General features: G+C 66.2%; 25 protein-coding genes. 13 read left to right on the plus strand and 12 right to left on the minus strand.

All coding sequences use genetic code 11. The features are described from left to right. Window positions 1–4: 4 nt before the first annotated feature. The 3 genes from AC1DT7_RS11060 to AC1DT7_RS11070 form a co-directional block, all read right to left on the minus strand. The gene (locus AC1DT7_RS11060; protein WP_478035998.1) at window positions 5–838 is read right to left on the minus strand and encodes an aldo/keto reductase; all 834 of its coding nucleotides are present in this window, start codon (window positions 836–838) and stop codon (window positions 5–7) included. Window positions 839–841: 3 nt separating this feature from the next. Continuing rightward, window positions 842–1,294, minus strand: coding sequence for a thioredoxin TrxC (gene trxC, locus AC1DT7_RS11065; RefSeq protein WP_478035999.1), 453 nt, complete (start codon window positions 1,292–1,294; stop codon window positions 842–844). Window positions 1,295–1,357: 63 nt separating this feature from the next. Next, window positions 1,358–2,080, minus strand: coding sequence for a hypothetical protein (locus AC1DT7_RS11070; protein ID WP_478036000.1), 723 nt, complete (start codon window positions 2,078–2,080; stop codon window positions 1,358–1,360). 272 nt (window positions 2,081–2,352) lie between these two features. Between AC1DT7_RS11070 and AC1DT7_RS11075 the strand changes: the two genes are divergently transcribed. From AC1DT7_RS11075 to AC1DT7_RS11085, 3 genes are all read left to right on the plus strand, one after another. Further along, entirely contained in the window at window positions 2,353–2,772 is a 420-nt protein-coding gene (locus AC1DT7_RS11075) for a hypothetical protein (RefSeq protein ID WP_478036001.1), read from the plus strand. After that, window positions 2,769–3,596, plus strand: a complete 828-nt coding sequence (locus AC1DT7_RS11080; RefSeq protein ID WP_478036002.1) for a ferredoxin--NADP reductase — start codon at window positions 2,769–2,771, stop codon at window positions 3,594–3,596. Before AC1DT7_RS11075 ends, AC1DT7_RS11080 begins: the two co-directional genes overlap by 4 nt. Before the next feature lie 282 nt (window positions 3,597–3,878). Further along, window positions 3,879–4,982 carry an NADH:flavin oxidoreductase/NADH oxidase gene (locus AC1DT7_RS11085; RefSeq protein ID WP_478036003.1) on the plus strand — a complete coding sequence of 368 codons (1,104 nt, stop codon included), beginning with the start codon at window positions 3,879–3,881 and terminating at the stop codon, window positions 4,980–4,982. 30 nt (window positions 4,983–5,012) lie between these two features. Here the strand turns inward: AC1DT7_RS11085 and AC1DT7_RS11090 are convergent, their stop codons facing one another. From AC1DT7_RS11090 to AC1DT7_RS11110, 5 genes are all read right to left on the minus strand, one after another. Beyond that, a complete protein-coding gene (locus AC1DT7_RS11090; protein ID WP_478036004.1) occupies window positions 5,013–6,293 on the minus strand; it encodes an NRAMP family divalent metal transporter in 1,281 nt (426 codons plus the stop codon). Beyond that, a complete protein-coding gene (locus AC1DT7_RS11095) occupies window positions 6,293–6,583 on the minus strand; it encodes a UvrB/UvrC motif-containing protein (RefSeq protein ID WP_478036005.1) in 291 nt (96 codons plus the stop codon). The genes AC1DT7_RS11090 and AC1DT7_RS11095 overlap by 1 nt, the downstream gene beginning before the upstream one ends. A gap of 163 nt (window positions 6,584–6,746) precedes the next feature. Continuing rightward, window positions 6,747–7,904, minus strand: coding sequence for a winged helix-turn-helix domain-containing protein (locus AC1DT7_RS11100; RefSeq protein WP_478036006.1), 1,158 nt, complete (start codon window positions 7,902–7,904; stop codon window positions 6,747–6,749). A 20-nt stretch (window positions 7,905–7,924) separates the two neighbouring features. Then, on the minus strand, window positions 7,925–8,185 hold the full coding sequence (locus tag AC1DT7_RS11105; RefSeq protein WP_478036007.1) for a hypothetical protein: 261 nt from the start codon (window positions 8,183–8,185) through the stop codon (window positions 7,925–7,927). A gap of 282 nt (window positions 8,186–8,467) precedes the next feature. After that, window positions 8,468–9,541, minus strand: coding sequence for an FAD-binding oxidoreductase (locus AC1DT7_RS11110; protein ID WP_478036008.1), 1,074 nt, complete (start codon window positions 9,539–9,541; stop codon window positions 8,468–8,470). Window positions 9,542–9,686: 145 nt separating this feature from the next. Here AC1DT7_RS11110 and gntA point away from each other — a divergent pair, with 145 nt between their 5' ends. Together gntA and AC1DT7_RS11120 are read left to right on the plus strand one after the other, a co-directional pair. Next, window positions 9,687–10,394, plus strand: coding sequence for a guanitoxin biosynthesis heme-dependent pre-guanitoxin N-hydroxylase GntA (gene gntA, locus AC1DT7_RS11115; RefSeq protein ID WP_478036009.1), 708 nt, complete (start codon window positions 9,687–9,689; stop codon window positions 10,392–10,394). After that, the gene (locus AC1DT7_RS11120) at window positions 10,391–10,987 is read left to right on the plus strand and encodes a DUF1989 domain-containing protein (protein ID WP_478036010.1); all 597 of its coding nucleotides are present in this window, start codon (window positions 10,391–10,393) and stop codon (window positions 10,985–10,987) included. Before gntA ends, AC1DT7_RS11120 begins: the two co-directional genes overlap by 4 nt. 15 nt (window positions 10,988–11,002) lie before the next feature. On the opposite strand, the gene AC1DT7_RS11125 is transcribed toward AC1DT7_RS11120, so the two are convergent. Further along, the gene (locus AC1DT7_RS11125; RefSeq protein ID WP_478036011.1) at window positions 11,003–11,125 is read right to left on the minus strand and encodes a hypothetical protein; all 123 of its coding nucleotides are present in this window, start codon (window positions 11,123–11,125) and stop codon (window positions 11,003–11,005) included. A gap of 119 nt (window positions 11,126–11,244) precedes the next feature. Here AC1DT7_RS11125 and AC1DT7_RS11130 point away from each other — a divergent pair, with 119 nt between their 5' ends. Beyond that, window positions 11,245–11,955 carry a Crp/Fnr family transcriptional regulator gene (locus AC1DT7_RS11130; protein WP_478036012.1) on the plus strand — a complete coding sequence of 237 codons (711 nt, stop codon included), beginning with the start codon at window positions 11,245–11,247 and terminating at the stop codon, window positions 11,953–11,955. 3 nt (window positions 11,956–11,958) lie between these two features. On the opposite strand, the gene AC1DT7_RS11135 is transcribed toward AC1DT7_RS11130, so the two are convergent. Next, window positions 11,959–13,194, minus strand: coding sequence for a TolB family protein (locus tag AC1DT7_RS11135; protein WP_478036013.1), 1,236 nt, complete (start codon window positions 13,192–13,194; stop codon window positions 11,959–11,961). A gap of 137 nt (window positions 13,195–13,331) precedes the next feature. Here AC1DT7_RS11135 and AC1DT7_RS11140 point away from each other — a divergent pair, with 137 nt between their 5' ends. From AC1DT7_RS11140 to dinB, 3 genes are read left to right on the plus strand one after another with little or no spacing between them, the layout of a single operon-like run. After that, a complete protein-coding gene (locus AC1DT7_RS11140; protein WP_478036014.1) occupies window positions 13,332–14,636 on the plus strand; it encodes an acetamidase/formamidase family protein in 1,305 nt (434 codons plus the stop codon). A gap of 26 nt (window positions 14,637–14,662) precedes the next feature. Further along, window positions 14,663–15,316: a sulfite oxidase-like oxidoreductase gene (locus AC1DT7_RS11145; RefSeq protein WP_478036015.1), complete on the plus strand. Its 654-nt coding sequence runs from the start codon at window positions 14,663–14,665 to the stop codon at window positions 15,314–15,316. Between the two features lie 57 nt (window positions 15,317–15,373). Continuing rightward, the gene (gene dinB / locus AC1DT7_RS11150) at window positions 15,374–16,423 is read left to right on the plus strand and encodes a DNA polymerase IV (protein ID WP_478036025.1); all 1,050 of its coding nucleotides are present in this window, start codon (window positions 15,374–15,376) and stop codon (window positions 16,421–16,423) included. Window position 16,424: 1 nt separating this feature from the next. Here the strand turns inward: dinB and AC1DT7_RS11155 are convergent, their stop codons facing one another. Both AC1DT7_RS11155 and AC1DT7_RS11160 read right to left on the minus strand, forming a co-directional pair. After that, window positions 16,425–17,198 (minus strand): sulfite exporter TauE/SafE family protein, encoded by a 774-nt coding sequence (locus AC1DT7_RS11155; protein WP_478036026.1) that lies wholly within the window; start codon window positions 17,196–17,198, stop codon window positions 16,425–16,427. Window positions 17,199–17,601: 403 nt separating this feature from the next. Then, entirely contained in the window at window positions 17,602–18,057 is a 456-nt protein-coding gene (locus tag AC1DT7_RS11160; protein ID WP_478036016.1) for a winged helix-turn-helix transcriptional regulator, read from the minus strand. Between the two features lie 103 nt (window positions 18,058–18,160). Here AC1DT7_RS11160 and AC1DT7_RS11165 point away from each other — a divergent pair, with 103 nt between their 5' ends. From AC1DT7_RS11165 to AC1DT7_RS11180, 4 genes are read left to right on the plus strand one after another with little or no spacing between them, the layout of a single operon-like run. Further along, complete coding sequence (locus AC1DT7_RS11165) at window positions 18,161–18,985, plus strand: enoyl-CoA hydratase/isomerase family protein (protein ID WP_478036017.1); 825 nt, start codon at window positions 18,161–18,163, stop codon at window positions 18,983–18,985. Window positions 18,986–19,000: 15 nt separating this feature from the next. After that, entirely contained in the window at window positions 19,001–19,894 is an 894-nt protein-coding gene (locus AC1DT7_RS11170) for an alpha/beta hydrolase (protein ID WP_478036018.1), read from the plus strand. Window positions 19,895–19,945: 51 nt separating this feature from the next. After that, window positions 19,946–21,040, plus strand: coding sequence for an NADH:flavin oxidoreductase (locus AC1DT7_RS11175; RefSeq protein ID WP_478036019.1), 1,095 nt, complete (start codon window positions 19,946–19,948; stop codon window positions 21,038–21,040). A gap of 49 nt (window positions 21,041–21,089) precedes the next feature. Further along, entirely contained in the window at window positions 21,090–21,440 is a 351-nt protein-coding gene (locus AC1DT7_RS11180; protein ID WP_478036020.1) for a DUF1330 domain-containing protein, read from the plus strand. Window positions 21,441–22,103 lie beyond the last annotated feature (663 nt).

The following is a 22,103-nucleotide window of genomic DNA, read 5'->3' on the forward strand; positions in this document are numbered from 1 at the left end:
CGGCTCAGATCATCGGCAGGCTGCGGGGTTTCGGCCCCCGCGGAAAGGCGGTGTCGATCCGGTCGAAGGCGGCATCGTCCAGGACGAGATCGCCCGCGCCGGCATTGTCGGCCGCATGGTCGGGCGAGAACGCCTTGGGGATGAGGAAGGCGCGGCGGGAAAGGGCCACCAGCGCGACCTGCCGCACGGTCGCGCCATGGTCGGCGGCGATCCCGGCGAGAACCCGGCCGCCGGGGCTGGTCTCCGCCGGAAAATCGCCGCTGCCGAACGGGCTGTAGCCCACCACCGCGACGCTGTGCCGCTCGCACCACGGGATCACCGCATGCTCGATGGCCCGTTCTTCGAGATGGTACAGGACCTGGTTGCAGGCGATGCGGCCGGGCCCCGCGATGGCGAGCGCTTCGTCGAGATCCTGCTCGTCGAAATTGCTGACGCCCCAGGAGAGGATCTTGCCGTCGCTGACGAGCCGCTCGAACCCGGCGATGGTTTCCTCGAGCGGATGGTTGCCGGGCCAGTGGAGCAGATAGCAATCGAGCCGGTCGGTACCGAGCCGTGCCAGCGATCGCTCGCACGCGCTGACGGTGCCGGCACGCGAGGCATTGTGCGGCAGGACCTTGGAGACGAGGAACAGGTCGCCGCGGCGCCCGGCGATCGCCTCGCCCACGATCGCTTCGGCGTCGCCGTACATCTCGGCGGTGTCGATATGGGTCATGCCCGCATCGAACCCGCGCCGCAGTGCTGAGACTGACGCGGCGCGGTTCCGCTCGTCCATGCGCCAGCTGCCCTGGCCGATGATCGCGACGTCGCGCGCGGTGCTGCCGAAGGGGCGGAGGCGCATCGATCAGACCCCGGCCAGCGCCTGCTCGACCCAGGCGACGATCTGCTGGGTGGGCATCGCGCCCGAGGTGCGCGCGACCTCCCGCCCCTTGTGGATCAGAATCATGCTGGGAATGCCCTGGATGCCGAAGCGCGCGGCGATGGCCGGCTCGGCCTCGGTATCGAGCTTGGCGAGGCGCACGCGCGGTTCGAGCCTGACGGCCGCCGCCGCAAAGGCCGGGCTCATCATCCGGCAGGGGCCGCACCATTCAGCCCAGAAATCGATCACCACGGGCAGGTCGCTCTGCAGCGCATGCCGGTCGAAGGTCGCGGCCGTGAGATCGACGGGCTCGCCCGCGAAGAGCGGCCGGTGACATTTGCCGCAGGACGGGGCCTGGCCGAGCCGGGCGCGCGGGACGCGGTTGAGCGACCCGTCATGCGGGCAGGCGACGATCAGGGCTTCGGCAGTGTCCGGCACGCGAATCTCCCTGGCGAGTCTCCCTGGTCGTGCCAACCCCGCCGCGTGCCTGCGGTTCCCCGATCAGCCGGTCAGCGCGCCGGTCAGTGCCAACATCGGCGGGGTGAAGGCAAGCGGGCGTATCAGCGCGGTCGCGGCAGTGATGGCGCCGAAGCCCCAGAGATAGGCCGGATGGACCTTGCCGCGCGTGACCAGGTCATAGGTCACCGCTACACCGATATAGACGAGCATGATCAGCCAGATCGCCCAGATGATCCAGGTACCGAGCAGCGGCAGCGGCAGCAGCCGGCCCGCGCCGGGCGTCATGATCTGGATCGCGGCGCACAGCATCAGCCGGCGATGCCAGTCGGTGCGGCGGCGCATGCGCACGCCGGCCCAGGTGAGGCCGGCAAAGACGAGCACGGTCAGCCAGTCCATCACCAGGAAGACATTGGCCTCGAAGAATGGCGGGATTCGGTGGTTGATCGCCGCGAGCGTGTTCACGCTGACCCCGACCAGCACCATCCAGGCGACATAGAAGGCTGCGATCCAGCCGAGCCGGCGATGAAGCGCGATGCTGTCGCGATAGACCAGCAGGTTCTGCGCCACATAGATGCCGAGCCAGCCCATGAAGGTGATGCCGTGGACATGCACCCACCAGGGCGAACCGAAGCTCGACCGGCCCGCCGCGAGTTGCAGCGAGAATCCGGCGACCACCGTCGCCGAGATGACCAGCGCCATGATGAGGAAAAAACCGCGGTCCCTGACGGCCGCGTCCGGCCTGAAGCCGCCCGCAACACTTGCCATATCGCCTGCCCCCAAACGTTGCGGCATGGTTTCGAAGGCGACATGGTATCAAAGATCGCGGGGTCCCACCAGTTTTATCACGGGCGGGCCGGGATGGTTACGGCGCAGAGGACAGGGCATCCCGTCAGTCGTCACGGCGCCCCCTTTCCGCCGGGCGGGAAGAGGCGATCGGGCCGCCTCAAGCACCCTTCCCTCTTCCGCATCGGGGCTGTACGGCATTGACGCATGTCCCTTCGTTCAATAATGCGACGCACTCTCAATAAGGAGTCGTCATGTACCGCTATCTCGACCGCGCGGTCGACCGGATCGACGAGCCGGAGCGTTTCCTGCTCACGGCGATGCGGATCTGGGTCGGCGCGGCGCGCGCCGGGCGCTGCTGCTGCCAGGCGCTCCATGCCGGCTTCGCGCGGCGCGGCGTCGCCGAGGCATTGCCGGATTTCAACATGCTGATGGCGACGCTCGATCAGGACGGGTTCGGGCAGATCCGCTTCGGCGCTGCCGGGGCGGCCAGGGTGACCGACGACGAGGCGCGCCTGCTCGCGCTGTTCGCGGCGGCGCAGGAAGGGCCGATCGCCCGGCTCAAGCGCGTGGCGGCAGGGCTGGTCGTGGAGGATGCGGCGGGAACATTGGCTCAGGCCGCCGATTTCGTGGCGACAGCCATGGCAACCGGCTCTACGGCGCAACGCCCATGAACATGCCCGTACGCGCCCCGCGCACCATTCCCGACCATGCCGCCTTCCAGACCGCCCAGGTTCGCTGGGTGAAGCATTGGAACGAACATCTGTTCAGCTTCGCGATCGAACGGCCGGCAAGCTTCCGCTTCCGCTCGGGCGAGTTCGTCATGATCGGCCTGCCCGGTGACGAGGAGTCGAATGGCCGCCCGCTGATGCGCGCCTATTCGATCGCGAGCCCGGCCTGGTCCGACGAACTCGAATTCCTGTCGATCAAGGTGCCGGGCGGTCCGCTGACCTCGCGGTTGCAGATGATCCGGCCCGACGACCAGCTCTATCTGGGCAAGAAGCCGACCGGCACGCTGGTGCTCGACGCGCTGCTCGGCGGCAAGCGGCTGTTCCTGCTGTCGACCGGCACCGGCCTCGCCCCGTTCCTCAGCGTGGCGCGCGACCCCGACGTCTATGACCGGTTCGGCCAGGTGGTGATCGTCCATTCGGTGCGGCGGGTCAGCGACCTCGCTTATCATGACGAACTGACCGCGCAGCTTGCCGGCGACCCGCTGGTGGGGGACCAGGCGCTGCTGCAATTCCATTATGTGCCGACCGTGACGCGCGAGCCGTTCCGCACGACCGGGCGGATCGATGCACTGGTGGAGAATGGCCAGCTGTTCGGCCCGCCGCTGGCGGGGCTGAAGGCATTCGACCCGGAGCATGACCGGGTGATGCTGTGCGGCAGCACCGCGATGATCCGCGATACCGCGGCCTTGCTGGAGGGTTGCGGGTTCCAGGAAGGGTCGAATGCCAATCCGGGGCATTATGTGATTGAGCGCGCTTTCGTAGGCTGAGCAATCCCACCTTCCTTCCCTGCTTCCCCAGCCTTCCCTGCTTCCCCGGCGAAGGCCGGGGTCCAGTCGGGAAGGCTGATGTAACGATGCGCAACGCCAGCCATCATCGTCCCCCAACTGGACCCCGGCCCTCGCCGGGGAAGCGGGAGGGTGCCGGGATCGGCTCGTTTATCGCCTGGCCAAATCATCCTTTGATAGGTGCTGCGGTTGATTGTCCTGCCCGCTATCCCGATCTGCACGGCGCGGCGACATTCGCGCCAGATTGCTGATCGGAGACAGACGATGCCGGGCCCAAGGCTGTTCGAACCAAAGTCGATCGGCGACCTTACCCTCGCCAACCGGATCGTGATCGCGCCGATGTGCCAATATTCGGCCGTCGATGGCTGCATGAACGACTGGCACCAGATCCATCTCGGCAACCTTGCCCTGTCGGGCGCGGCGCTGCTGACGATCGAGGCGACTGCGGTGCTGCCCGAGGGCCGCATCAGCTATGCCGATGTCGGCCTGTACGACGACGCGACCGAGGCGGCGATCGCCCGGACGATCGAAAGCGTGCGGCGCTGGTCGGACATGCCGATCGCGATCCAGCTTGCCCATGCTGGCCGCAAGGCATCGACCGAGGTGCCGTGGAAGGGCGGCGCACAGATCGCCCCTAGCGACCCGCATGGCTGGCAGACAGTGGCGCCCTCCCCGCTCGGTTTCCATCACAAGGATCATGCGCCGCAGGCGCTGGACAAGGCCGGGCTCGACCGGGTGCGCGATGCCTTTGCCGCCTCCGCCCGGCGTGCGGCGCGGCTCGGCCTCGATGCGGTGCAGCTGCACTGCGCCCATGGCTATCTGCTCCACCAGTTCCTCTCGCCGATCTCGAACCGGCGCGACGATGACTATGGCGGCAGCCTGGAAAACCGGATGCGGTTTCCGCTCGAGGTGTTCGACGCGGTCCGCGCGGCCTTCCCCGCCGACAAGCCGGTGACGATGCGGCTGTCGGGCAGCGACTGGGTCGATGGCGGCTGGGACATCGAGCAGACCGTGGCCTTCGCCCAGGCGCTCGAAGCCCGTGGCTGCAACGCCGTGCATGTGTCGAGCGGCGGGCTCGACCCCAACCAGGATATTCCGGTCGGCCCAGGCTATCAGGTGCCGCTCGCCCGCGCCGTCAAGCAGGCGACCGGCCTGCCCGTGGTCGCGGTGGGGCTGATCACCGATTACGAGCAGGCCGAGGCGATCATCGGCACCGGCGATGCCGACTTCGTCGCGCTGGCGCGCGGCATCCTCTACGATCCGCGCTGGCCCTGGCATGCCGCGGCGCATCTCGGCGGACATGTGAAGGCGCCGAACCAGTATCTGCGGTCGCAGCCGCGCCGGCATCACGACCTGTTCAAGATATAGGCGGCGCCCCCGAAGCAGGACGGCCCGCCGCTACATTATCACCATCGCGACCGCGGCGGCGGCCATCACCGCCGTCGCGATCCAGCCGAAGACGAGCAGCGGCAGCCGCGCGGTGTAGTCGCCCATGATCGACCGGCGGGACACGACGATCATCATCACCGCCATGATCGGCACCGCGACCACGCCGTTGATCACCGCGCTCCAGAACAGCGCCTTGATCGGATCGAGCGACGACCAGTCGATACCGATGCCGAGCAGGGTCGATATCGCGATCACCGCATAGAAGCCCTTGGCCTCGAGCAGCCTGCTTTCGAGGCCGGTCTTCCAGCCGCGCGATTCGCCGATGGCATAGGCGGTCGAGCCGGCCAGCACCGGAATGGCGAGCATGCCGGTGCCGATGATGCCCAGGCTGAACAGCAGGAAGGCGAACTGCCCCGCGACCGGCTTGAGCGCGCTGGCTGCATCGGCGGCGCTCTGGATGTCGGTCTTGCCGGAGGCGTGGAGCGTCGCCGCGGTGCCGATCATGATCGCCAGCGCGACCAGGTTCGATACCGCCATGCCCGCAAAGGTATCGAGATTGATTCGGCGGAATTCCCCGGCCGCCTCGTCGGGCGCATCGTTCAGCGCATGCTTGGCGTCATCCCGATCGACCTCTTCCACTTCCTGCGAGCTTTGCCAGAAGAAGAGATAGGGGCTGATCGTGGTGCCGAAGATCGCGACCACGGTGGTGATCGCACTGACGCCGGCGATGGTCGGCCAGACCATGCCCCGGCCGGCCGCCGCCCAGTCGACATGCACCATCAGGATCAGCGCGACATAGGCAAGGAGCACCAGCGTCAGCCATTTCAGGATGCCGGCATAGCGGTGATAGGGCACGAAGACCTGAAGCAGCACCGACACGATTGCGAAGATGGCGGTGAAGACATGGCCGCCCGTCCCGACGACGAGCTCCGCCGCCGCCCCCATCGCCGCAAGATCTGCGCCGATGTTGATCGTGTTGGCGATGAACAGCAGAGCGACCAGACCGGTGAGGATCCAGCCAGGCAGGATCTTCGCCATGTTGCGCGCAAGGCCGGCATCGGTGACGCGCCCGATGCGCGCACTGACGAGCTGCACCGCCGTCATCAGCGGATAGGTCAGCACCATGGTCCAGAGCAGCCCGAAGCCGAACTGAGCCCCCGCCTGGGAATAGGTGGCGATGCCGCTGGGGTCGTCGTCGGCCGCGCCGGTGATCAGGCCGGGGCCGAGTTGCTTGATGAGCCCCGGCTTGCGGCCGGCCTGATCGGATTTCCCGGCCTGATCGGATTTCATTAGCGGTCCTTGGTGCGGGAGCGGCGCCCCGTGGCGCGGGTCATCGGATCGGGTTTCTGCGGTGGCGTCCAACCGGGCGGCGGCGTCATCCGCTGCTGGCTGGTGCCGAGGCCCATCCGGCCGGGCTGCTGGCGCGTCAACCCCGAGGTGTCGGCGGCCGCCGCCTCCTCGGACGAGGCACCGCTGCGCAACAGGTTGAGCCGGTCGCGCAGTCGCCTGGCTTCCTCGAAATCGAGCGCTTCGGCCGCGGCCTCCATGCGCTTCTGCAGCTCTTCGATCTCGGCGCTCATCGCCGCATAACGCCGCACCGGGGGAATGGTCCCGGACGCCGAACATCCCTCTTCCCCCGGCTCCAGTAACGGCGCGCAACGACAATCACTTCCGTCCCCTGACTGGGCCCCGGCCTCCGCCGGGGAAGGTCAGAAGAACCGGGGAAGGTTAGAAGAAGAGGCGTCACACCACCGGCCCGAGCATGACCTCGTCCAGCGCCAGCCAGTCGGCCATCCGGCGAAGCTCGATGCCCAGGCGCTCCACCGTGTCGCCCGGCGCGCCGGGTTCGAGCGTGACGCGGTGCGCCAGCAGGCGCGAGGCTTGGCGATCGGCCTTGAGGTCGACCCGCGCGACGATCCGCTCGTCGAGCAGGAAGGGCAGCACATAATAGCCGTGGATGCGCTTTTCCGCCGGCGTGTAGATCTCGATCCGATAGCGGAAGTCGAACAGCCGCTCGGTCCGCTCGCGTTCCCACACCAGCGGATCGAACGGGGCGAGCAGGGCCGCCGCCTCGATCCGGCGCGGGCGCCGTGCGTCGCGGTGGAGCCATGCCTGGCGGGTCCAGCCCTGGACCGCGACCGGTACCAATACGCCCTCTTCCGCCAGCGCGGCGACGGCGGCGCTCGCCTCTTCCGGCTTCTGGCGAAAATAGTCGCGCAGGTCGGTCGTGGTGGCGATGCCGTGCGCGCGGGCGGCAAGCTCGATCAGCGCGCGGTGCGCCTCCGGCTCGGACGGGGTCGGCAGCGACAGGATGCGCGACGGGATGACACGCTCGGTCAGGTCATAGACCCGCTCGAAGCTGCGCCGCCGGGTCGCGGTCGTGATATGGCCTGCCCAGAACAGCCATTCCAGCGCATGCTTGGTCGTGCCCCAGGCCCACCAGCCGGTGCTGCTCCTGCCTTCCTCGAAATCGGACGCGGCAAGCGGCCCTTCGGCGCGGATGCGGGCAAGGATCGCCTCGGCCTCCGGCCTGCGCTCCCCGGCAAAGGCGCGCATGCTTTTCCAGCCCGCGCCGCCGGCATCGGCGCGCGCCATGCGCCAGCGCAGCAAGGGGTGAAGCGACAGGGGAAGCAGCGATGCCTCATGCGCCCAATATTCGAACAGCCGCCGTTCCGACCTGCGCCCCCAGGCGGCGGCGTCGAGCAGGCTGCGATCGTACGTGCCCAGTCGCGAAAAGGCGGGAAGATAATGCGCGCGGGCAAGCACGTTGACGCTGTCGATCTGGTGAAGCGCAAGCCGGTCGATCGTGCGGCGCAGATGCCCCTGATCGACACGTGCGGGATGGGCGAGCCCAAAGCCTTGCGCTGCAAGGGCGATTCGCCGCGCCTGCGCCAGCGACACCGTTTCGATCGGGGTACCGGTCAGGGCTGCTCAGCCCGATAGGCGGCACGGGCATAAGCATGCGCCGCGTCGCGTTCGCGCGGGGTCTTGAACGCCGCCTCGGGATCGGGCGCGTCGCCCAGCGAATGGAGCAGGGCCCAGAGCGCGAAACGACGGCCGGGCTCCTGCTCGGTCCAGAAGGCTGTACCGAGCCTTTCTATGCCGAGTTCGAGCGCGGCATCGTCGAGCGTCTCCAGCGCCGTCGTGCCGAAATAATGGTAAAGCAGCGCGTCGAGATCCAAACCCGTTCCCCTGAGCGCCGTCCGGCGGCGTCCCGCGACCATGCCCTGCCCCGCGGCTGCCGCCAAGAACCCTTAGCGTGGGCGACAAGGCCAGCCCAACGGGCCGGGCGACACCATCACGCGCTTTAGCAGGCTGTTGAAAAAGATGATTCGGACCGACCTCAATCGTCATCCCCGCGCAGGCGGGGATCCATAGCCCATAGCGTTTCAGCGCGATACCAGAGCGCAAAGCTTATGGATTCCCGCCTGCGCGGGAATGACGAAGGTTTTCTCAACAGTCTGCTAGCGCCGAGCCGGCAGGTCGAGCAGGCCGGGCGCCAGCCGCCACGACGGATCGAGCTGGCTTTTCCAGTCACGGAGCCGGGCGAAACACTCCGTGCCGAAATGCGCCGCGACGTCGAAGCCGGGATAGAGAAGCTCGGTCTGGGCGTAGCGGCGGAAATCGGGATGCGTGCGCAGCCACAGGGTGAAATCCGCGTCGAGCGCCCTGATCGCCGCATGATCCCAGCCGCCCTCCGGCGCCGCGCCCCAGATGCCGACCGCCACCAGATCCTCCTGCGCCGGATGGATCAGCGGCGGGGTGAAACGGCCGAAAGGCAGGGAATAGGCATAGGCAGGCCGTGCCTGCCAGATATGGCGGTGCCGCTCCCCGATCGCCGCGAGTTCCCGCCGCGCCTGGCCCCACACGGCGCGCGGCACGAAGGCCGAGAACCAGATCGTCTTCTCCCAATTGTGGCGGCTGGCCGGCACGCGCCCGCGTTTCCCGAGCGGGAAGACGGCCTCGCTTCCGGCCCGTGGCCTGACGATCAGCGTCGCCGACGCGATGATGCAGAGCTGGCCCATCGAGCCGAACAGCCAGGGAAAGAGCGGATCGGTCCGCGCGACGGTGCGCACCGCACCCTCGAGGGTGACGATGTCGAGGCTCTCGACGCTCTCCCAGAACCCGCCATGCCGACGGCTTTCGGCGCCGAAGCCCCCGGCCGAGACATAGCCGCCCACCGTCGAGGCGGGCGCATCGCCGTCATTGAGGACAAGCAGTTCATAGCCGAGCGGTTCGAGCAGGCGCTGCACGTCCCACATCGTCGCCCCGGCGCCGACGGTGATGGTGCCGGAACCGTTGAAGACATAGGAATCGAGGCCCTTGGTCTCGATCAGCACCTCGCCCGAGCGCGGGATCGAGGAGCCGTTCATCGAATGGCCGGCACCACGGATACGCACCGCCATGCCGCGCCCCTTCACCTCGGCAAGGCCGGCCCATAGCGACCCCATATCGGGCGGGGCGAAGCGCCAGTAAATGCCGCTACTCTGATGAAACCCGCCATAATCGGTCATCGGCCGGGAAGTCGGTTCGAACATCGGCATTGTGGGGAAATGTCATATTCTGCCGGACCGCCCAAGTGCAGGTGGCCCCAATGTCGATCCATTTCATCGTATTCGACCTTGCTGTGGATCAACACGAATCCCGGGAACGGGCCGGTTTGCGAAGCGTCTTCCCCCGGCAATGTACTTACCAACCACCCCCCTTCACCCCTGGCAGCACCATGCTCAGGACGAATTGCAGACGATGATGCATGCCATGGTCGACGACGCGGCTTTCCCCTGCGTCGGCGCCAAGGCGGCGCTGGCGCGCGGCACCTTGCAGGTGCTTGCCTGCAACCGGATCGACAGTGCGTGGGACGATCTGCGCATCCATGACGGGTTGATCGCCTTCGCTGCGGCGTATCGGGAGGCGCCCGCCCTGTTCCGCAGCTTTGCAGTGGTGTTCGAAGGGCCCGAGGACCTGTCCGAGAGCCTGTTCGAGGCTGCCTTGTGGGAACGCGTCCAGTCGCTGTCCGACAAGGATGTGTGGCGCGGCCAGGATTATGATCCGGCGGTCAGCCCAGATCCGGAGAATCCGCATTTCTCGCTGAGCTTCGGCGGCGAGGCTTTCTTCATCGTCGGCCTGCACCCGCAGGCCAGCCGCCCGGCGCGGCGCTTCGCGCGGCCGGCGATGATCTTCAACCTGCACGACCAGTTCGAAACGCTGCGTGCGCAGGGCAAATATGAAGGAATGCGCGAGAAGATCCTGATCCGCGACGAAGCGCTTGCCGGATCGCGCAACCCGATGCTGTCGCGGCACGGCGACACGAGCGAGGCGCGGCAATATAGCGGTCGCGCGGTCGGCGCCGACTGGGCCTGCCCGTTCCGTTATGCAGGGGATGCCAAGTGACCGACGTGACCGAGATTCCCGAGCGCAGCGGCACCGCCTTCCGGCTGGCCAGGGGCGACACCCTGGTGGTGATCGATCCGCGCGGCGAGCAGGTGGCCGACCTGCTGGCGTTCAACGCGGCGGATGTGGACGAGGTGATCTCATCGGGCCGCACGCTCGACTATGCCTCGCGCATCTACCTGACGACCGGCGACAAGCTCTATTCGAACCGGTCCAATGTCCTGTTGGAGATCGTGGAAGATACCGTGGGACGGCATGATTTCCTGCTGACGCCCTGCTCGGCGGATACGTTCCGGCTGCTCTATGACGATCTGGCGCCGCATCGCGGCTGTTTCGGCAACCTGGCCGAGGCGCTGGCCCCTTATGGCATCGTGCCCGACCGCATCCCGAGCGCGTTCAACTGCTTCATGAACGTGCCGGTCGACGGCGATACGGGCGAGCTTAAAGTGCTGCCGCCGATCAGCAAGGCCGGCGACCATATCGCCTTCCGCGCCGAGGCCGACCTGATCATCGGCCTGACTGCCTGCTCCGCCCCGGATTCGAACGGCGGCAGCTTCAAGCCGATCCATTACCGGATCGAGCCGGCAGGCTAGCGCGCCTTATTCGGCTCAGCCCTGACGATCACGCGGTTCGCGGTGGCGGACTGCATCCTCGATGCCGAATGCGCTGAGGACCAGCATGAACAGGGTCATGCTGCCAATCACGAGAAGCGGGAAGGAATAGGCAAGCATTTCAAAAGCTCCATCCAGGTGAGGATGGTGGCGTGCGCCCGTTCCGGCGGCGGCGCTTTGACGGCGGTCAAATTCCCGTCTACAAGACAAGACGCGCCGGCGCCCCTATATGCCGGGACATGATCGTGACCGACATCTGCGCCGATTGCGCCGTGCGGGATCAGGCGCTGTGCGGCAGCCTGACCGACCGGGAACTGGGCGCGCTCAACACGCTCGGTCGGCGGCAGAAGGTCGCGCGGGGCGAGACGGTGATCTGGGCCGGCGCCGAGAGCGTGGTTTGCGCCAACCTGCTGTCGGGCGTGCTCAAGCTGACCGCGTCGACGCCGGACGGGCGCGAGCAGACGGTCGGCCTGCTCTACCCCGCCGATTTCGTCGGGCGGCCCTATGCGGGGGAAGCCGATGTCAGCGTCACCGCACTGACCGATGCCGAGCTCTGCGTCTTCCCGCGTGCGCCGTTCGAGAAGGTGCTGGAGGACCATGTCCGCATGGAGCGGCTGCTGCTCCAGCGCACCTTCACCGCGCTGGAGGAGGCACGAGCGCGCATGCTGATGCTGGCGCGCAGCTCGGCCGGCGAGAAGGTCGCGGCGCTGCTGCTCGGCATGGCCGACCGTGCCGCCGGATCGGGCTGCCGCGCGAGCGCCGACGGGCCGGTGACCATCGACCTGCCCTTGTCGCGCGGCCAGATCGCCGATGTGCTCGGCATGAGCATCGAGACCGTCAGCCGGCAGATGACCGCGCTGAAGGAAGCGGGCATCGTCGCCCTGCCCGGCATACGCGCGTTGACGATCCGCGACCGACCCGCGCTCGAGGCGCGGGCGGGCACGGCCTGACGATCAGTCGCGCGTCACGAAGGCGATCAGCCGTGAATCGGGCGACCAGGCTGCCTTGTCGAGCGAGCCTGCCCCGCCCCTGAACTTCGACAGGGTGATGGTCTTGTCCGGCTGGGGCACGCCGTCGGCCACGGGCATGCGGCGGAGCACGACATCGGCGGTGGCGCCGAGGGTGCGGACCGGCGCCGCGGTCGAGAGATAGACCAGCCATTTGCCGTCGGGCGACAGGCGCGGGTCGAAGGCGCTGCCCCTGGTCTCGATCCGGGTGCGGGCGCTGCCATCGGCATGGGCACGCCACAGGCCCATGCCGCTGCCGGCGGGCGCGCTCGAATAGACCCATTGGCTGGCCGGCGTCGGCGCGGCCAGCGTCGGGGTGGCGGCAACCTTCGCCACCTGGTCGCTGTCCCAGGCGACGGCGCGGTACAGCGCGCCGCCGGTGCGATAGACGATGTCCTTGCCGTCGGGCGACCAGCCGGCCACCGCGATCGGGCCGGTGCCGCGGTGGAGCACGGTCTGTTCGAACTCGTTGGCGACCTGGATCGTCTGAAGCACCGTGTCGTTCGATCGGCCCGCGGCACTGGCCGGCAGCGGCGTGATCTTCACGTTGCGGAACGCCATGGTCTCGCGCGTGCTATTGTCATGCGCGCAGACGCCGAGGCCGATATAATAGGTGCCGGTGATCTTCAGCCTGAATGATCCGCCGGCGCGACGAAGCTTGCCGTCCGGGCCGGGCACCGAGAGATAGGCATAGTCGCCGACCTTCTCGAGCTTCACCGTGCCAAGCCGGCTCGTGTTGATCCAGATGAGCCGGGTCGGCCCGCCCTTCATTTCGCGATATTGCAGCGAGAGCTGGTCGTTGCTCATGCGGATCGCATCGACATAGGCTGAATCCGGATCGAGATCCTGGCGCAGCACGATGCCACCCTTGCGGTGGAGAAAACCGCCCGCGGTCGGCGCGGGCTTCGGGCTGGTGAACTCGAGATCGGTCTGCATCGCGACATTGCCCGACATCGGTTTCCACAGGAACTGGAAGTCGTCCTGTGCCGCCCACATGTTCGTCCCGCCACCGACGACCGTGTAGGTGCCGGTCTTCGCATCATGGGTGGAAGAACCCGGGAATTGCGGATTGCCGATGTCGCGGTGATCGACGAACTGGCCCACCGGCTGCTGCGTCGCCGCCCCGGCCGCGGCGGCGGCTACGAGCGCGATCGACATGGCTATCCAGCGCGACACGGTCATTCGACGATCCTCCCCTGCACGGCGGCACTTCCGCTCGCACGGATCATATATCCTATTTCCTGATCGCGGTAACGAGCTTTGCATCCGCGTGGCCGCACGCTATCGACTACAACTGTAATCGAATATCGGAGGCCCGCATGAAAAAGCTGTTTCTGGTTGCCCTGGCCAGCCTGTCCTGTGCTGGCCCCGTATTCGCCCGGGACGGCGAAAGCGACCATTGGCTGGTCGTCACCGACATGTGGGGCACGCCCGCCTATTCGACGATGACGCTCGCCCGCGACGGCGCCCGCCTCTCCGGCGAACTGGACGGCGATCCCCTGGCCGGCGACGCATCGGGCAAGGCAGTCCGCTTCGTCGCGACCGACAGCAAGGGCACCGAATATCGCTATGCCGGCACGCGCGACGGCACGACCATGTCGGGCGAGGCGGACCTCGCCGATTCCAATACGCCCGGCGCCCGCGCCCGTCACCGCTTCACCGCGCGCCGCCTGCCCGAACGGCCCGACGGCCCGCCGCGCACCCATGATTTCAAACCCGGGGACTATTCGAACCTGTTCAGCGCCGATCGGGCGCCGGTGCTGACGATCTGGCCGGGCGACACTGTCCGCACCAGCACCGTGGATTCGGGCGGGGTCGACGCGGCGGGCGTGACGCAGGCGCTGTTCGGCAACCCGCAGACCGGCCCCTTCTATGTCGCCGGCGCGGTGGCCGGCGATACGCTGGCCATCCACATCAAGCGCCTGACGCCCAATCGCGACTATGCCGACAGCCTGGATAGCGTCGTCGGGCGGGCGCTCGGCACCGGGCTCGTCGCCAAAGCCGGCGACCTGGGCAAGCCGGTGCGCTGGAAGCTGGACCGGGCGACCGGACGCGCCAGCCCGGAAGGCGCGAGTGGCGCGATCGGGAACCTCTCCGTTCCGATGCGGCCGATGCTGGGCGGACTGGCGGTCGCGCCGGGCTTCGGATCCGCACCGATGTCGACCGGCGACACCGGCCGGACCGGCGGCAATATGGATTTCAATGAAGTGGTGGCGGGCAATATCGTCTATCTGCCGATCCAGCAGCCCGGCGCGCTGCTCTATCTCGGCGACGCGCATGCGCTTCAGGGAGACGGCGAGACGTCGCAATATGCGCTCGAGACCTCGATGGAGGTCGAGTTCAGCGTCGCGCTGATCAAGGGCCGTTCCTTCGCCAGCCCTCGCGTTGAATCCCCGACCGAGATCATGGTGCTCGGCCAGGCTGGCTCGCTCGACGAGGCGCTCAAGGCGGCTAGCACCGGGCTGATCCAGTGGCTCCAGCAGGATTACGGCCTCAGCCTGTCGCAGAGCGCTCAGCTGATGGGCGCCGCGGTGCGATTCACCGTGGCCAATCTGGCCGGCCGAAGCGTCGGCATGGCCGCCCGGATAGACAAGGCTCTTTTGCCCGAGAAGCGCGTGCTATAAACAAGGGGCAGGCAGAGGAGCGCCGGATGGACGACGAAATCCCCGAAGCGAGCAAGCTCACCCGATCGAAGCAGCGCTGGGCAAGCGAGGGCAAATTCCTGACCGGGCACGGCGCCCGCCCCGATACTGAACGCCTGCCGCCGGGGCAGCATCTGGTACGCGACTGGCCGGTGCTCGACCTGGGCCAGCAACCCGATGTACCGACCGAGCGCTGGATGCTGACGGTCGGGGGGCTGGTCGACCATCCGGTCGCGCTCGACTGGAAAGGATTCATGGCGCTGCCCCAGACCGGTATCCGCACCGACATCCACTGCGTCACCACCTGGTCCCGCTACGACAATGACTGGCAGGGCGTGCTGACCCGCGACCTGCTCGACCTGGTCCAGCCCGGGGAAGACGCGCGTTTCGTGCTGCTGCACGGCTATGACGGCTATACCACCAATATACCGCTGGCCGATTTTGCCGCGCCGAACGCGATCCTCGCCCATGGCTGGCAAGGCAAGCCGCTCGCGCGACAGCATGGCGGGCCGGCCCGGCTGGTGGTGCCGCACCTCTATTTCTGGAAGAGCGCGAAGTGGATCAAGGGCATCGACTTCCTTTCCGCCGACAAGGCCGGCTTCTGGGAGGTCAATGGCTATCACATGCGCGGTGATCCCTGGGCAGAGGAGCGCTATTCCTGAACCGTGCCGTCGGTGCCAGAAGGCGGGTCCGTGACCCGCAAGATCATCCATGTCGATATGGACGCCTTTTATGCGTCGGTGGAGCAGCGCGACGATCCGTCGCTGCGCGGCCGGCCACTCGCTGTCGGGAGCCCCAGCGGGCGCGGCGTGGTCGCGGCGGCGAGTTACGAAGCGCGGCGGTTCGGGGTGCGAAGCGCGATGCCGTCGGTGACCGCGCTTAGGCGCTGTCCGGATCTGGTGTTCGTCCCGCCGCGCTTCGAGGTGTATCGCGCTGTCTCGCAGCAGATCAGGGCTATCTTTCTTGACTATACCCCCTTGGTCGAGCCACTGTCGCTGGACGAGGCCTATCTCGACGTGACGGAGAATCTGCGTGCCCTTCCCTCGGCGACGGAGACCGCCGCCGAGATTCGCGTGCGGATCTTCGAGGCGACCGGGCTGACCGCGTCGGCGGGCATTTCCTATAACAAGTTCCTCGCCAAGCTCGCCTCGGACCAGAACAAGCCCAATGGGCAATGCGTCATCACCCCCGGCGCCGGCGCGGCATTCGTCGAGAAGCTGGAGGTCGGGCGGTTCCACGGGATCGGGCCAAAGACGGCCGAGAAGATGAACCGCCTGGGCATCTTCACCGGCGCCGACCTGCGCGCGCAGGAACTGCCGTTCCTGCAGGCGCATTTCGGCAAGGCCGGGAGCTGGTATCACGCGATCGCACGGGGCGAGGACGAGCGAATCGTGACGCCTGACCGGCCGCGCAAGTCGTCGGGGTCGGAGACGACCTATGGCGACGATCTCGTCACGCCGGAAGCGGTCGAGGCCGGGGTTCGCGCCATGGCCGATGACGTATGGGCGTGGTGCGAGAAATCGGGCGGTCGTGGCCGGACGGTGACGGTCAAATGCCGTTATGCCGATTTCCAGACGGTGACGCGCAGCCGTACCAGGCATGCGCCGGTGAACGATCGCGAGACGTTGCACGAGACGGCCGTCGCGCTGGTGCGAACGCTTTATCCGCTGCGGGCGGGAATCAGGCTGATCGGGGTGACCTTATCGACCTTCGACCGCGGCGAGGAGGAGAGCCAGCTCGATCTTCTGAGGGACGATCAGTCGGCCTGATCTAGAAGATCAGCTTGCCGCCGACGATCGCCAGCGTGCCCGCCAGGATCACGCGCGTTACCCCATCGGGAACGCGGGCTGAAATCAGGCTGCCGGCGATAATGCCGGGTACCGACCCAATCAGCAGCGACGCGAGGAGCGACAGGTCGACCGACCCCATCGCCCAATGTCCCATGCCGGCGATCAGGGTCAGCGGCACGGCATGGGCGATATCGGAACCGACGAGGCGGTTGGTCGGCAGCTTGGGGTACAGGATCAGAAGGGCGGTCATGCCGAGCGCACCCGCGCCGACCGACGACAGCGAAACCAGGACGCCGAGCACGACACCGAGCATGACGGTCAGGCGCATGATCTGCCGATCCGACGTCGTTTCGAGCGCCCCGGCATAATGGACCAGGATCTGCCGACGAAACGCCATCGCAACGGCAGTCGCGATGAGGGCGACGCCCAGCATCACCGTAACGACATGCTCGGTTCCCTCGAACGTCGTGCCGGCATAGGCAAGTGCCGCCAGCGTCACGAGCGTTGCCGGTACGCTGCCCAGTGCGAGCCTGCGGACCACTTTCCAGTCGACCGTTCCGCTGAACCCGTGGACCGCGGCCCCGACGGTTTTGGTGGCGGAGGCGTAGAGCAGATCGGTGCCGACGGCGGTGACCGGGTGGAAGCCGAAGGCGAGGACCAGCAGGGGCGTCATCAGCGACCCGCCCCCGACACCGGTCAAGCCGACCAGAAAGCCAACCGCGACGCCCGCGATCGAATAGAGCGGATTGATCACGACCGTCACCGACGCCCTCTCCGGTCAGCAAGCAGACCTGCCGAGGCTGGGCCCGACCATGGCGAGTGGTGACTGCTGCACATCGCGCTTAAAGTTGACGCTTTCGGCGTCGAGCGCGAGGTAGATTTTCTGTGGTCTACCATCGCGCGGCTGTGCGTCTGGGGGACGTTGCGTGGTGGCCCCAAAGCGGAAAATGGCTCAGAACGCGTAGTGGCCCGCGAAGCGATTGCTTTGCGGGCTGTTTGGTCTGTTGGTTGTTGGAGGTGGGATAAAAAGCCCCGCGAGGCTTTTGGCGTGGGATTTTTGACGTTGGTCGCGGGGACGTGCAACCAGTTTGATTTGTTGGTCAGGGGCCCCCGCTAAAGCGGTTTTTCGATCAGCTGCGTCGTATGCGCGACACGCCTCAAACGGTGATCCTTCGACCCACCTCCAGAACCGCATCGGAATCGCCCATCTCACGGCCATCATGCGAGCGCGCCTCAAGTCGCCTCAACGGCTTGCCGTCTCGCTGATCGGTCAGCAGCGTCATTTCCTCACCATCCTCGAACAGATGGTCTTCACCCCATTGGCGAAGCGCGAGAAGGAGGACCCGCAATCTCCTCCCCTTCTCCGTAAGGTGATATTCCCGGTGGCGTGACCCCGACGGATCGGGGCGCAACTCGAGCACGCCGTCGTCGACCAGCTTCTCGAGGCGAGCGGAGAGAATGTTCTTCGCGATGCCGAGCTGATTCTGAAAGTCGCTGAACCGCCTGGTGCCGGCAAGGGCGTTGCGGATGATCAGGATGGTCCACCGATCCCCGATCTGATCGAGCGACCGGGCCACGGGGCAGGCATCTGCTGCAAAGCGGGCACGTTTCATCGTCATTGGCTCCTTGCATCCTAATGTACGATTCATGGTTGCAATATGCAACCATGCGCCTTAGCTATCCAATGGTTGCAAATTGCAACCATGGAGTGATCGCATGGACATTCGCCTTCAAACACTCAGAACCCGCCGACAGGGAGGCGTGCTCCATGTGGCGATCGACGCCCCCCATATGAACCTTATCGGCCCCGAACTGGTCAGAGACCTCGTGTCGCTCATCGAGCATGCCGAGCAAAGCGACTGTCGCGTGGTGGTGTTCACGAGCGCAGACCCCGATTATTTTATTTCCCATGTCGATGTGACCAAGGTGGCCGAATACCGCCAGGAGGCCGCGCGGCTCGTCGGCGAAGTCTCGATCGGAATGCTGTTCCGTCGATTGAGCGAAGCTGGTTTCGTGTCCATTGCCCAGATTGAAGGGCGCGTTCGCGGGGCCGGCAGTGAGTTCATACTGGCGTGCGACATGCGCTTTGCCGCCCGGGAGACGGCCATCTTCTCCCAGATGGAATCGGCTTTCGGCCTGGTTCCCGGGGCTGGCGCGGTTCAGCACCTGACGCGTCTCATGGGGCGGGGCCGCGCACTCGAAATCATGCTGGGCGCCGACGATCATTCGGCCGAGCTGGCGGAGCGCTATGGCTGGATCAACCGGGCATTGCCGCAGGCTGAACTCGGCCCGTTCGTCACCGCCCTTGCCGAGCGCGTGGCGACCCTGCCGCAAGAAGGCGCCAGGCTCATCCGCCAGCGGGTGAACGAGATCGCATTGGCCGACGCCGACGCCTTTCGAAGGGATTCAGAGCTGTTCGGCGCGGGCGTCGCCCGTCCTGAAACCCAGCGCATCATGAAAGCGGCGATGGCCGCCGGCCTCCAGCAGCGCGAGGGCGAAATGCACCTTGGCGACATGCTCGGCAACCTCGCTCAATTTTAATCAGGGAGTCCCCTCATGTTCACCAAGCACCATGTCAGCTTTCCCGCCGAAGGGGGCATCGACCTATCCGCCTGGTTGTATCTTCCCGACGAGCGGGCGGGGAAACTGCGCGGCATCACCATGGCCCATGGCTATGCCGGAACGAAATATCACGGCATCGAACCAACCGCCGAAAAATTCGCCAAAGCCGGCTTTGCCGTGTTGCTGCACGATCACCGCGGATTCGGGGACAGCGGCGGGCAACCTCGCCAGGACGTAAATCCCTGGCAGCAGATCACGGACTGGCGGCGCGCCATCTCCTATCTTCAGGATCGGCCCGAAATAGACGAGGACCGCATCGGTCTTTGGGGCACGAGCTACGCAGGCGGGCACGCCATCGTGCTCGGCGCGACCGACCGCCGGCTCAAGGCCATCGTCTCACAGGTCCCGACCATCGATGGTCATGCGGCAGGCCTGCGCCGCGTGCCTCCGGAAAAAATAGCGGCGCTGGAGGCGCTGTTCGCCGCCGACGAGCGCGCGCAATTGCGTGGCGAGGCGCCTGCATATCAGACGATCGTCAGCCCGGATGCCGGCGAGAACTCGTCTTATCGGAGCCTCGACTCGGTCAACTTCTTCCTTCAGCCGATCCCGGACGGCATCTGGGAGAACAAGGTGACGATCCGCTCCACCCGCTGGGCGCGCATGTACAATCCGGGGCTCTGGATCGACCGCATATCCCCCACGCCGTTGATGATGATCGTCGCCGAGAAGGACACGACTGCCGCTACCGATCTTGCCCTCAGTGCCTATGAGCAGGCGCTCGAGCCCAAGAAACTCGTGATGATCAAAGGCGGCCACTATGATCCGTACATCGCTCAGCTAAGTGCGGCGACCCGGCCCGCCATCGACTGGTTCCAGGAACATCTCTGAGCCCCGTGATACACCCGGCGCGCCCAAGAATCGCATTATGAGGATATAACCATGGACGTCTCCCCCCTGTTTCGCCCGTTTCGGCTTGGCTCCCTCGACTTGCCGAACCGGATCGTCATGGCCCCGATGACGCGACGGTTCAGCCCGGGCGGCGTCCCAACCCAGGAGGTCGCAGACTATTATCGCCGCCGTGCCGAGGGAGGGGTGGGACTTATCATCACCGAAGGCACGACGATCGGACGCCCTGCAGCCTCGAATGACGCAGCCATCCCCAATTTCCACGAGCCCGATAGCCTCAGGGGCTGGGCGCGGGTCGTGTCCGAAGTGCATACGGCAGGCGGACGGATCGCGCCGCAACTCTGGCATCAGGGCATCGCCCGCAGCCCCGGCACGGGCCCGCATCCCGACGCTCCATCGGAAGGCCCGGCTGATACGCCCCCCGACTTCCGCGGGATGAGTGACGCGGATATTGCGGACACGATCGACGCGTTCGCGCAGGCAGCTGCGGCCGCCCGTGCACTCGGCTTCGATGCGGTCGAACTGCACGGCGCACATGGCTATCTTATCGACCAGTTTCTCTGGGCCGGTTCCAACACGCGAGCAGACCTTTATGGCGGTGACGCGATCGAACGGACGCGCTTCGCGGTCGAGGTCGTACGCGCCGTTCGCGACGCGATCGGCACCGATTTCCCCGTTATCTTCCGCTATTCGCAGTGGAAACAGCAGGATTATGGCGCCCGGCTGGCGGAAACGCCTGAGGCGCTGGAGCGGCTATTGGCACCCATCGCCGACGCTGGTGTCGATATATTCCACGCATCGACACGACGCTTCTGGGAGCCTGAATTTCCGGAATCCGACCTAAACCTGGCCGGATGGACGCGCAAGCTGACGGGCCGCGCAACGATCAGCGTAGGATCGGTCGGTCTTGCCGGCGCCGACTTCATCGAGCAACTCCGAGGCCAGTCGACAGGTGCGCCGGTCGGCACGCTCGATAATCTCCTTGAGCGGCTCAGTGCGGATGAATTCGACCTTATCGCCGTGGGTCGCGCCCTACTGAGCGATCCGGCCTGGCCGAAAAAGATACGCTCGGGCCAAGTCGGCGCGCTCCAGCCGTTCGACAAGGCTCAGTTCGCCTCCCTCGTTTGATCTGCCTCCCCCCGGCGGTGCCGTGCCGCAACCAGAAGGAACTGGAAGAATGAAAACCTATCTTATCAACCACCTGCGCATACCTGGCGACGTTCCGAACAGTGATGGCCTCAGCTACCTGGAGCAGGTTGAGGCGACCGTCGCACCCTATGGCGGCAAGTGGCTTGCCCAAGGACCTGGCGACGTCGTCGAGGGCGCCTGGCCGGGATCTGTCGTGCTCATGGAGTTCCCGAACCGAGAGGCCGCAACGACTTGGTATAACTCCCCCGAGTATACGGCGATCAGGCCGCTTCGCACCAATAATGCGATCTCCGACCTCATCCTGATCGACGAGATGCCCGACGGCTTCACGATCAAGGGCTTCGCCAGCGACATACGACGCTCCATCCAGAACGGATGAGCCGGCTGGCCCCTCCCGCTCGCGATGCCCGACACGGGAGGCGAGCGGGAAGCTCAAGCCGGCAACCCCACCGTCGGCGGACTGGCTCGCCCGGACGGTTCCTCGCACATGGGAATAGCAGGACGGAGGCGACCTGTGTAGGTCGCACCGGCGAAAGGCACATGCTTACACGGGACGTACGGTCGGACAGCAGTCCGTGTGCCCTTCATTCGCCCGCCGATTGATCACTCGCCATGCCATTAGGGTCTGAAGCGCAGATTTCCGTCATGCCGGACTTGTTCCGGCATCCATCGGGCCGCAGGAGCCGAAGCCCGTCGGTGCGCGGCACGATGGCGCCAGGAACAATTCCAGGGTGACGATTCAGGTCAGACGAGTCTGACTCTGGATGTGGCGGAATGGTGCACGCGGTCGGTGTTAGAGTCGGATGACATTAGCTTGATCCGTATCCGGAGTTGAGCAAGTAATTGCGGCATTCATCTGGGCTGAAGGTGTCTAGAGTCATTCTCGATCAGGTTTGCACGTACCCGGCGTGTTTGAGGTAGTTTGCACATTCGGCAGGTCTGACAGTTTCGAGGATGGTCTTGAGGGCGTTGCATATGGCGTCGAAGGATCGAGGTGCCATTCGCCTGAGCAGTTTCTTGATTTTGGCGAAGAGCTGCTCGA

The organism is Sphingomonas sp. P3_C6 (assembly GCF_056402595.1).

Bases quoted from the DNA above. Each gene is read 5' to 3' on its own strand.
- AC1DT7_RS11110 (WP_478036008.1), bottom strand. From the start codon at position 9,541: ATGTTCGAACCGACTTCCCGGCCGATGACCGATTATGGCGGGTTTCAT.
- AC1DT7_RS11165 (WP_478036017.1), top strand. From the start codon at position 18,161: ATGGACATTCGCCTTCAAACACTCAGAACCCGCCGACAGGGAGGCGTG.
- AC1DT7_RS11085 (WP_478036003.1), top strand. From the start codon at position 3,879: ATGCCGGGCCCAAGGCTGTTCGAACCAAAGTCGATCGGCGACCTTACC.
- AC1DT7_RS11130 (WP_478036012.1), top strand. From the start codon at position 11,245: ATGATCGTGACCGACATCTGCGCCGATTGCGCCGTGCGGGATCAGGCG.
- dinB (WP_478036025.1), top strand. From the start codon at position 15,374: ATGGACGCCTTTTATGCGTCGGTGGAGCAGCGCGACGATCCGTCGCTG.
- AC1DT7_RS11075 (WP_478036001.1), top strand. From the start codon at position 2,353: ATGTACCGCTATCTCGACCGCGCGGTCGACCGGATCGACGAGCCGGAG.
- AC1DT7_RS11095 (WP_478036005.1), bottom strand. From the start codon at position 6,583: ATGAGCGCCGAGATCGAAGAGCTGCAGAAGCGCATGGAGGCCGCGGCC.
- gntA (WP_478036009.1), top strand. From the start codon at position 9,687: ATGTACTTACCAACCACCCCCCTTCACCCCTGGCAGCACCATGCTCAG.
- AC1DT7_RS11125 (WP_478036011.1), bottom strand. From the start codon at position 11,125: ATGCTTGCCTATTCCTTCCCGCTTCTCGTGATTGGCAGCATGACCCTG.
- AC1DT7_RS11175 (WP_478036019.1), top strand. From the start codon at position 19,946: ATGGACGTCTCCCCCCTGTTTCGCCCGTTTCGGCTTGGCTCCCTCGAC.
- AC1DT7_RS11070 (WP_478036000.1), bottom strand. From the start codon at position 2,080: ATGGCAAGTGTTGCGGGCGGCTTCAGGCCGGACGCGGCCGTCAGGGAC.
- AC1DT7_RS11090 (WP_478036004.1), bottom strand. From the start codon at position 6,293: ATGAAATCCGATCAGGCCGGGAAATCCGATCAGGCCGGCCGCAAGCCG.
- AC1DT7_RS11160 (WP_478036016.1), bottom strand. From the start codon at position 18,057: ATGAAACGTGCCCGCTTTGCAGCAGATGCCTGCCCCGTGGCCCGGTCG.
- AC1DT7_RS11140 (WP_478036014.1), top strand. From the start codon at position 13,332: ATGAAAAAGCTGTTTCTGGTTGCCCTGGCCAGCCTGTCCTGTGCTGGC.
- AC1DT7_RS11060 (WP_478035998.1), bottom strand. From the start codon at position 838: ATGCGCCTCCGCCCCTTCGGCAGCACCGCGCGCGACGTCGCGATCATC.
- AC1DT7_RS11180 (WP_478036020.1), top strand. From the start codon at position 21,090: ATGAAAACCTATCTTATCAACCACCTGCGCATACCTGGCGACGTTCCG.
- AC1DT7_RS11145 (WP_478036015.1), top strand. From the start codon at position 14,663: ATGGACGACGAAATCCCCGAAGCGAGCAAGCTCACCCGATCGAAGCAG.
- AC1DT7_RS11170 (WP_478036018.1), top strand. From the start codon at position 19,001: ATGTTCACCAAGCACCATGTCAGCTTTCCCGCCGAAGGGGGCATCGAC.
- AC1DT7_RS11135 (WP_478036013.1), bottom strand. From the start codon at position 13,194: ATGACCGTGTCGCGCTGGATAGCCATGTCGATCGCGCTCGTAGCCGCC.
- AC1DT7_RS11080 (WP_478036002.1), top strand. From the start codon at position 2,769: ATGAACATGCCCGTACGCGCCCCGCGCACCATTCCCGACCATGCCGCC.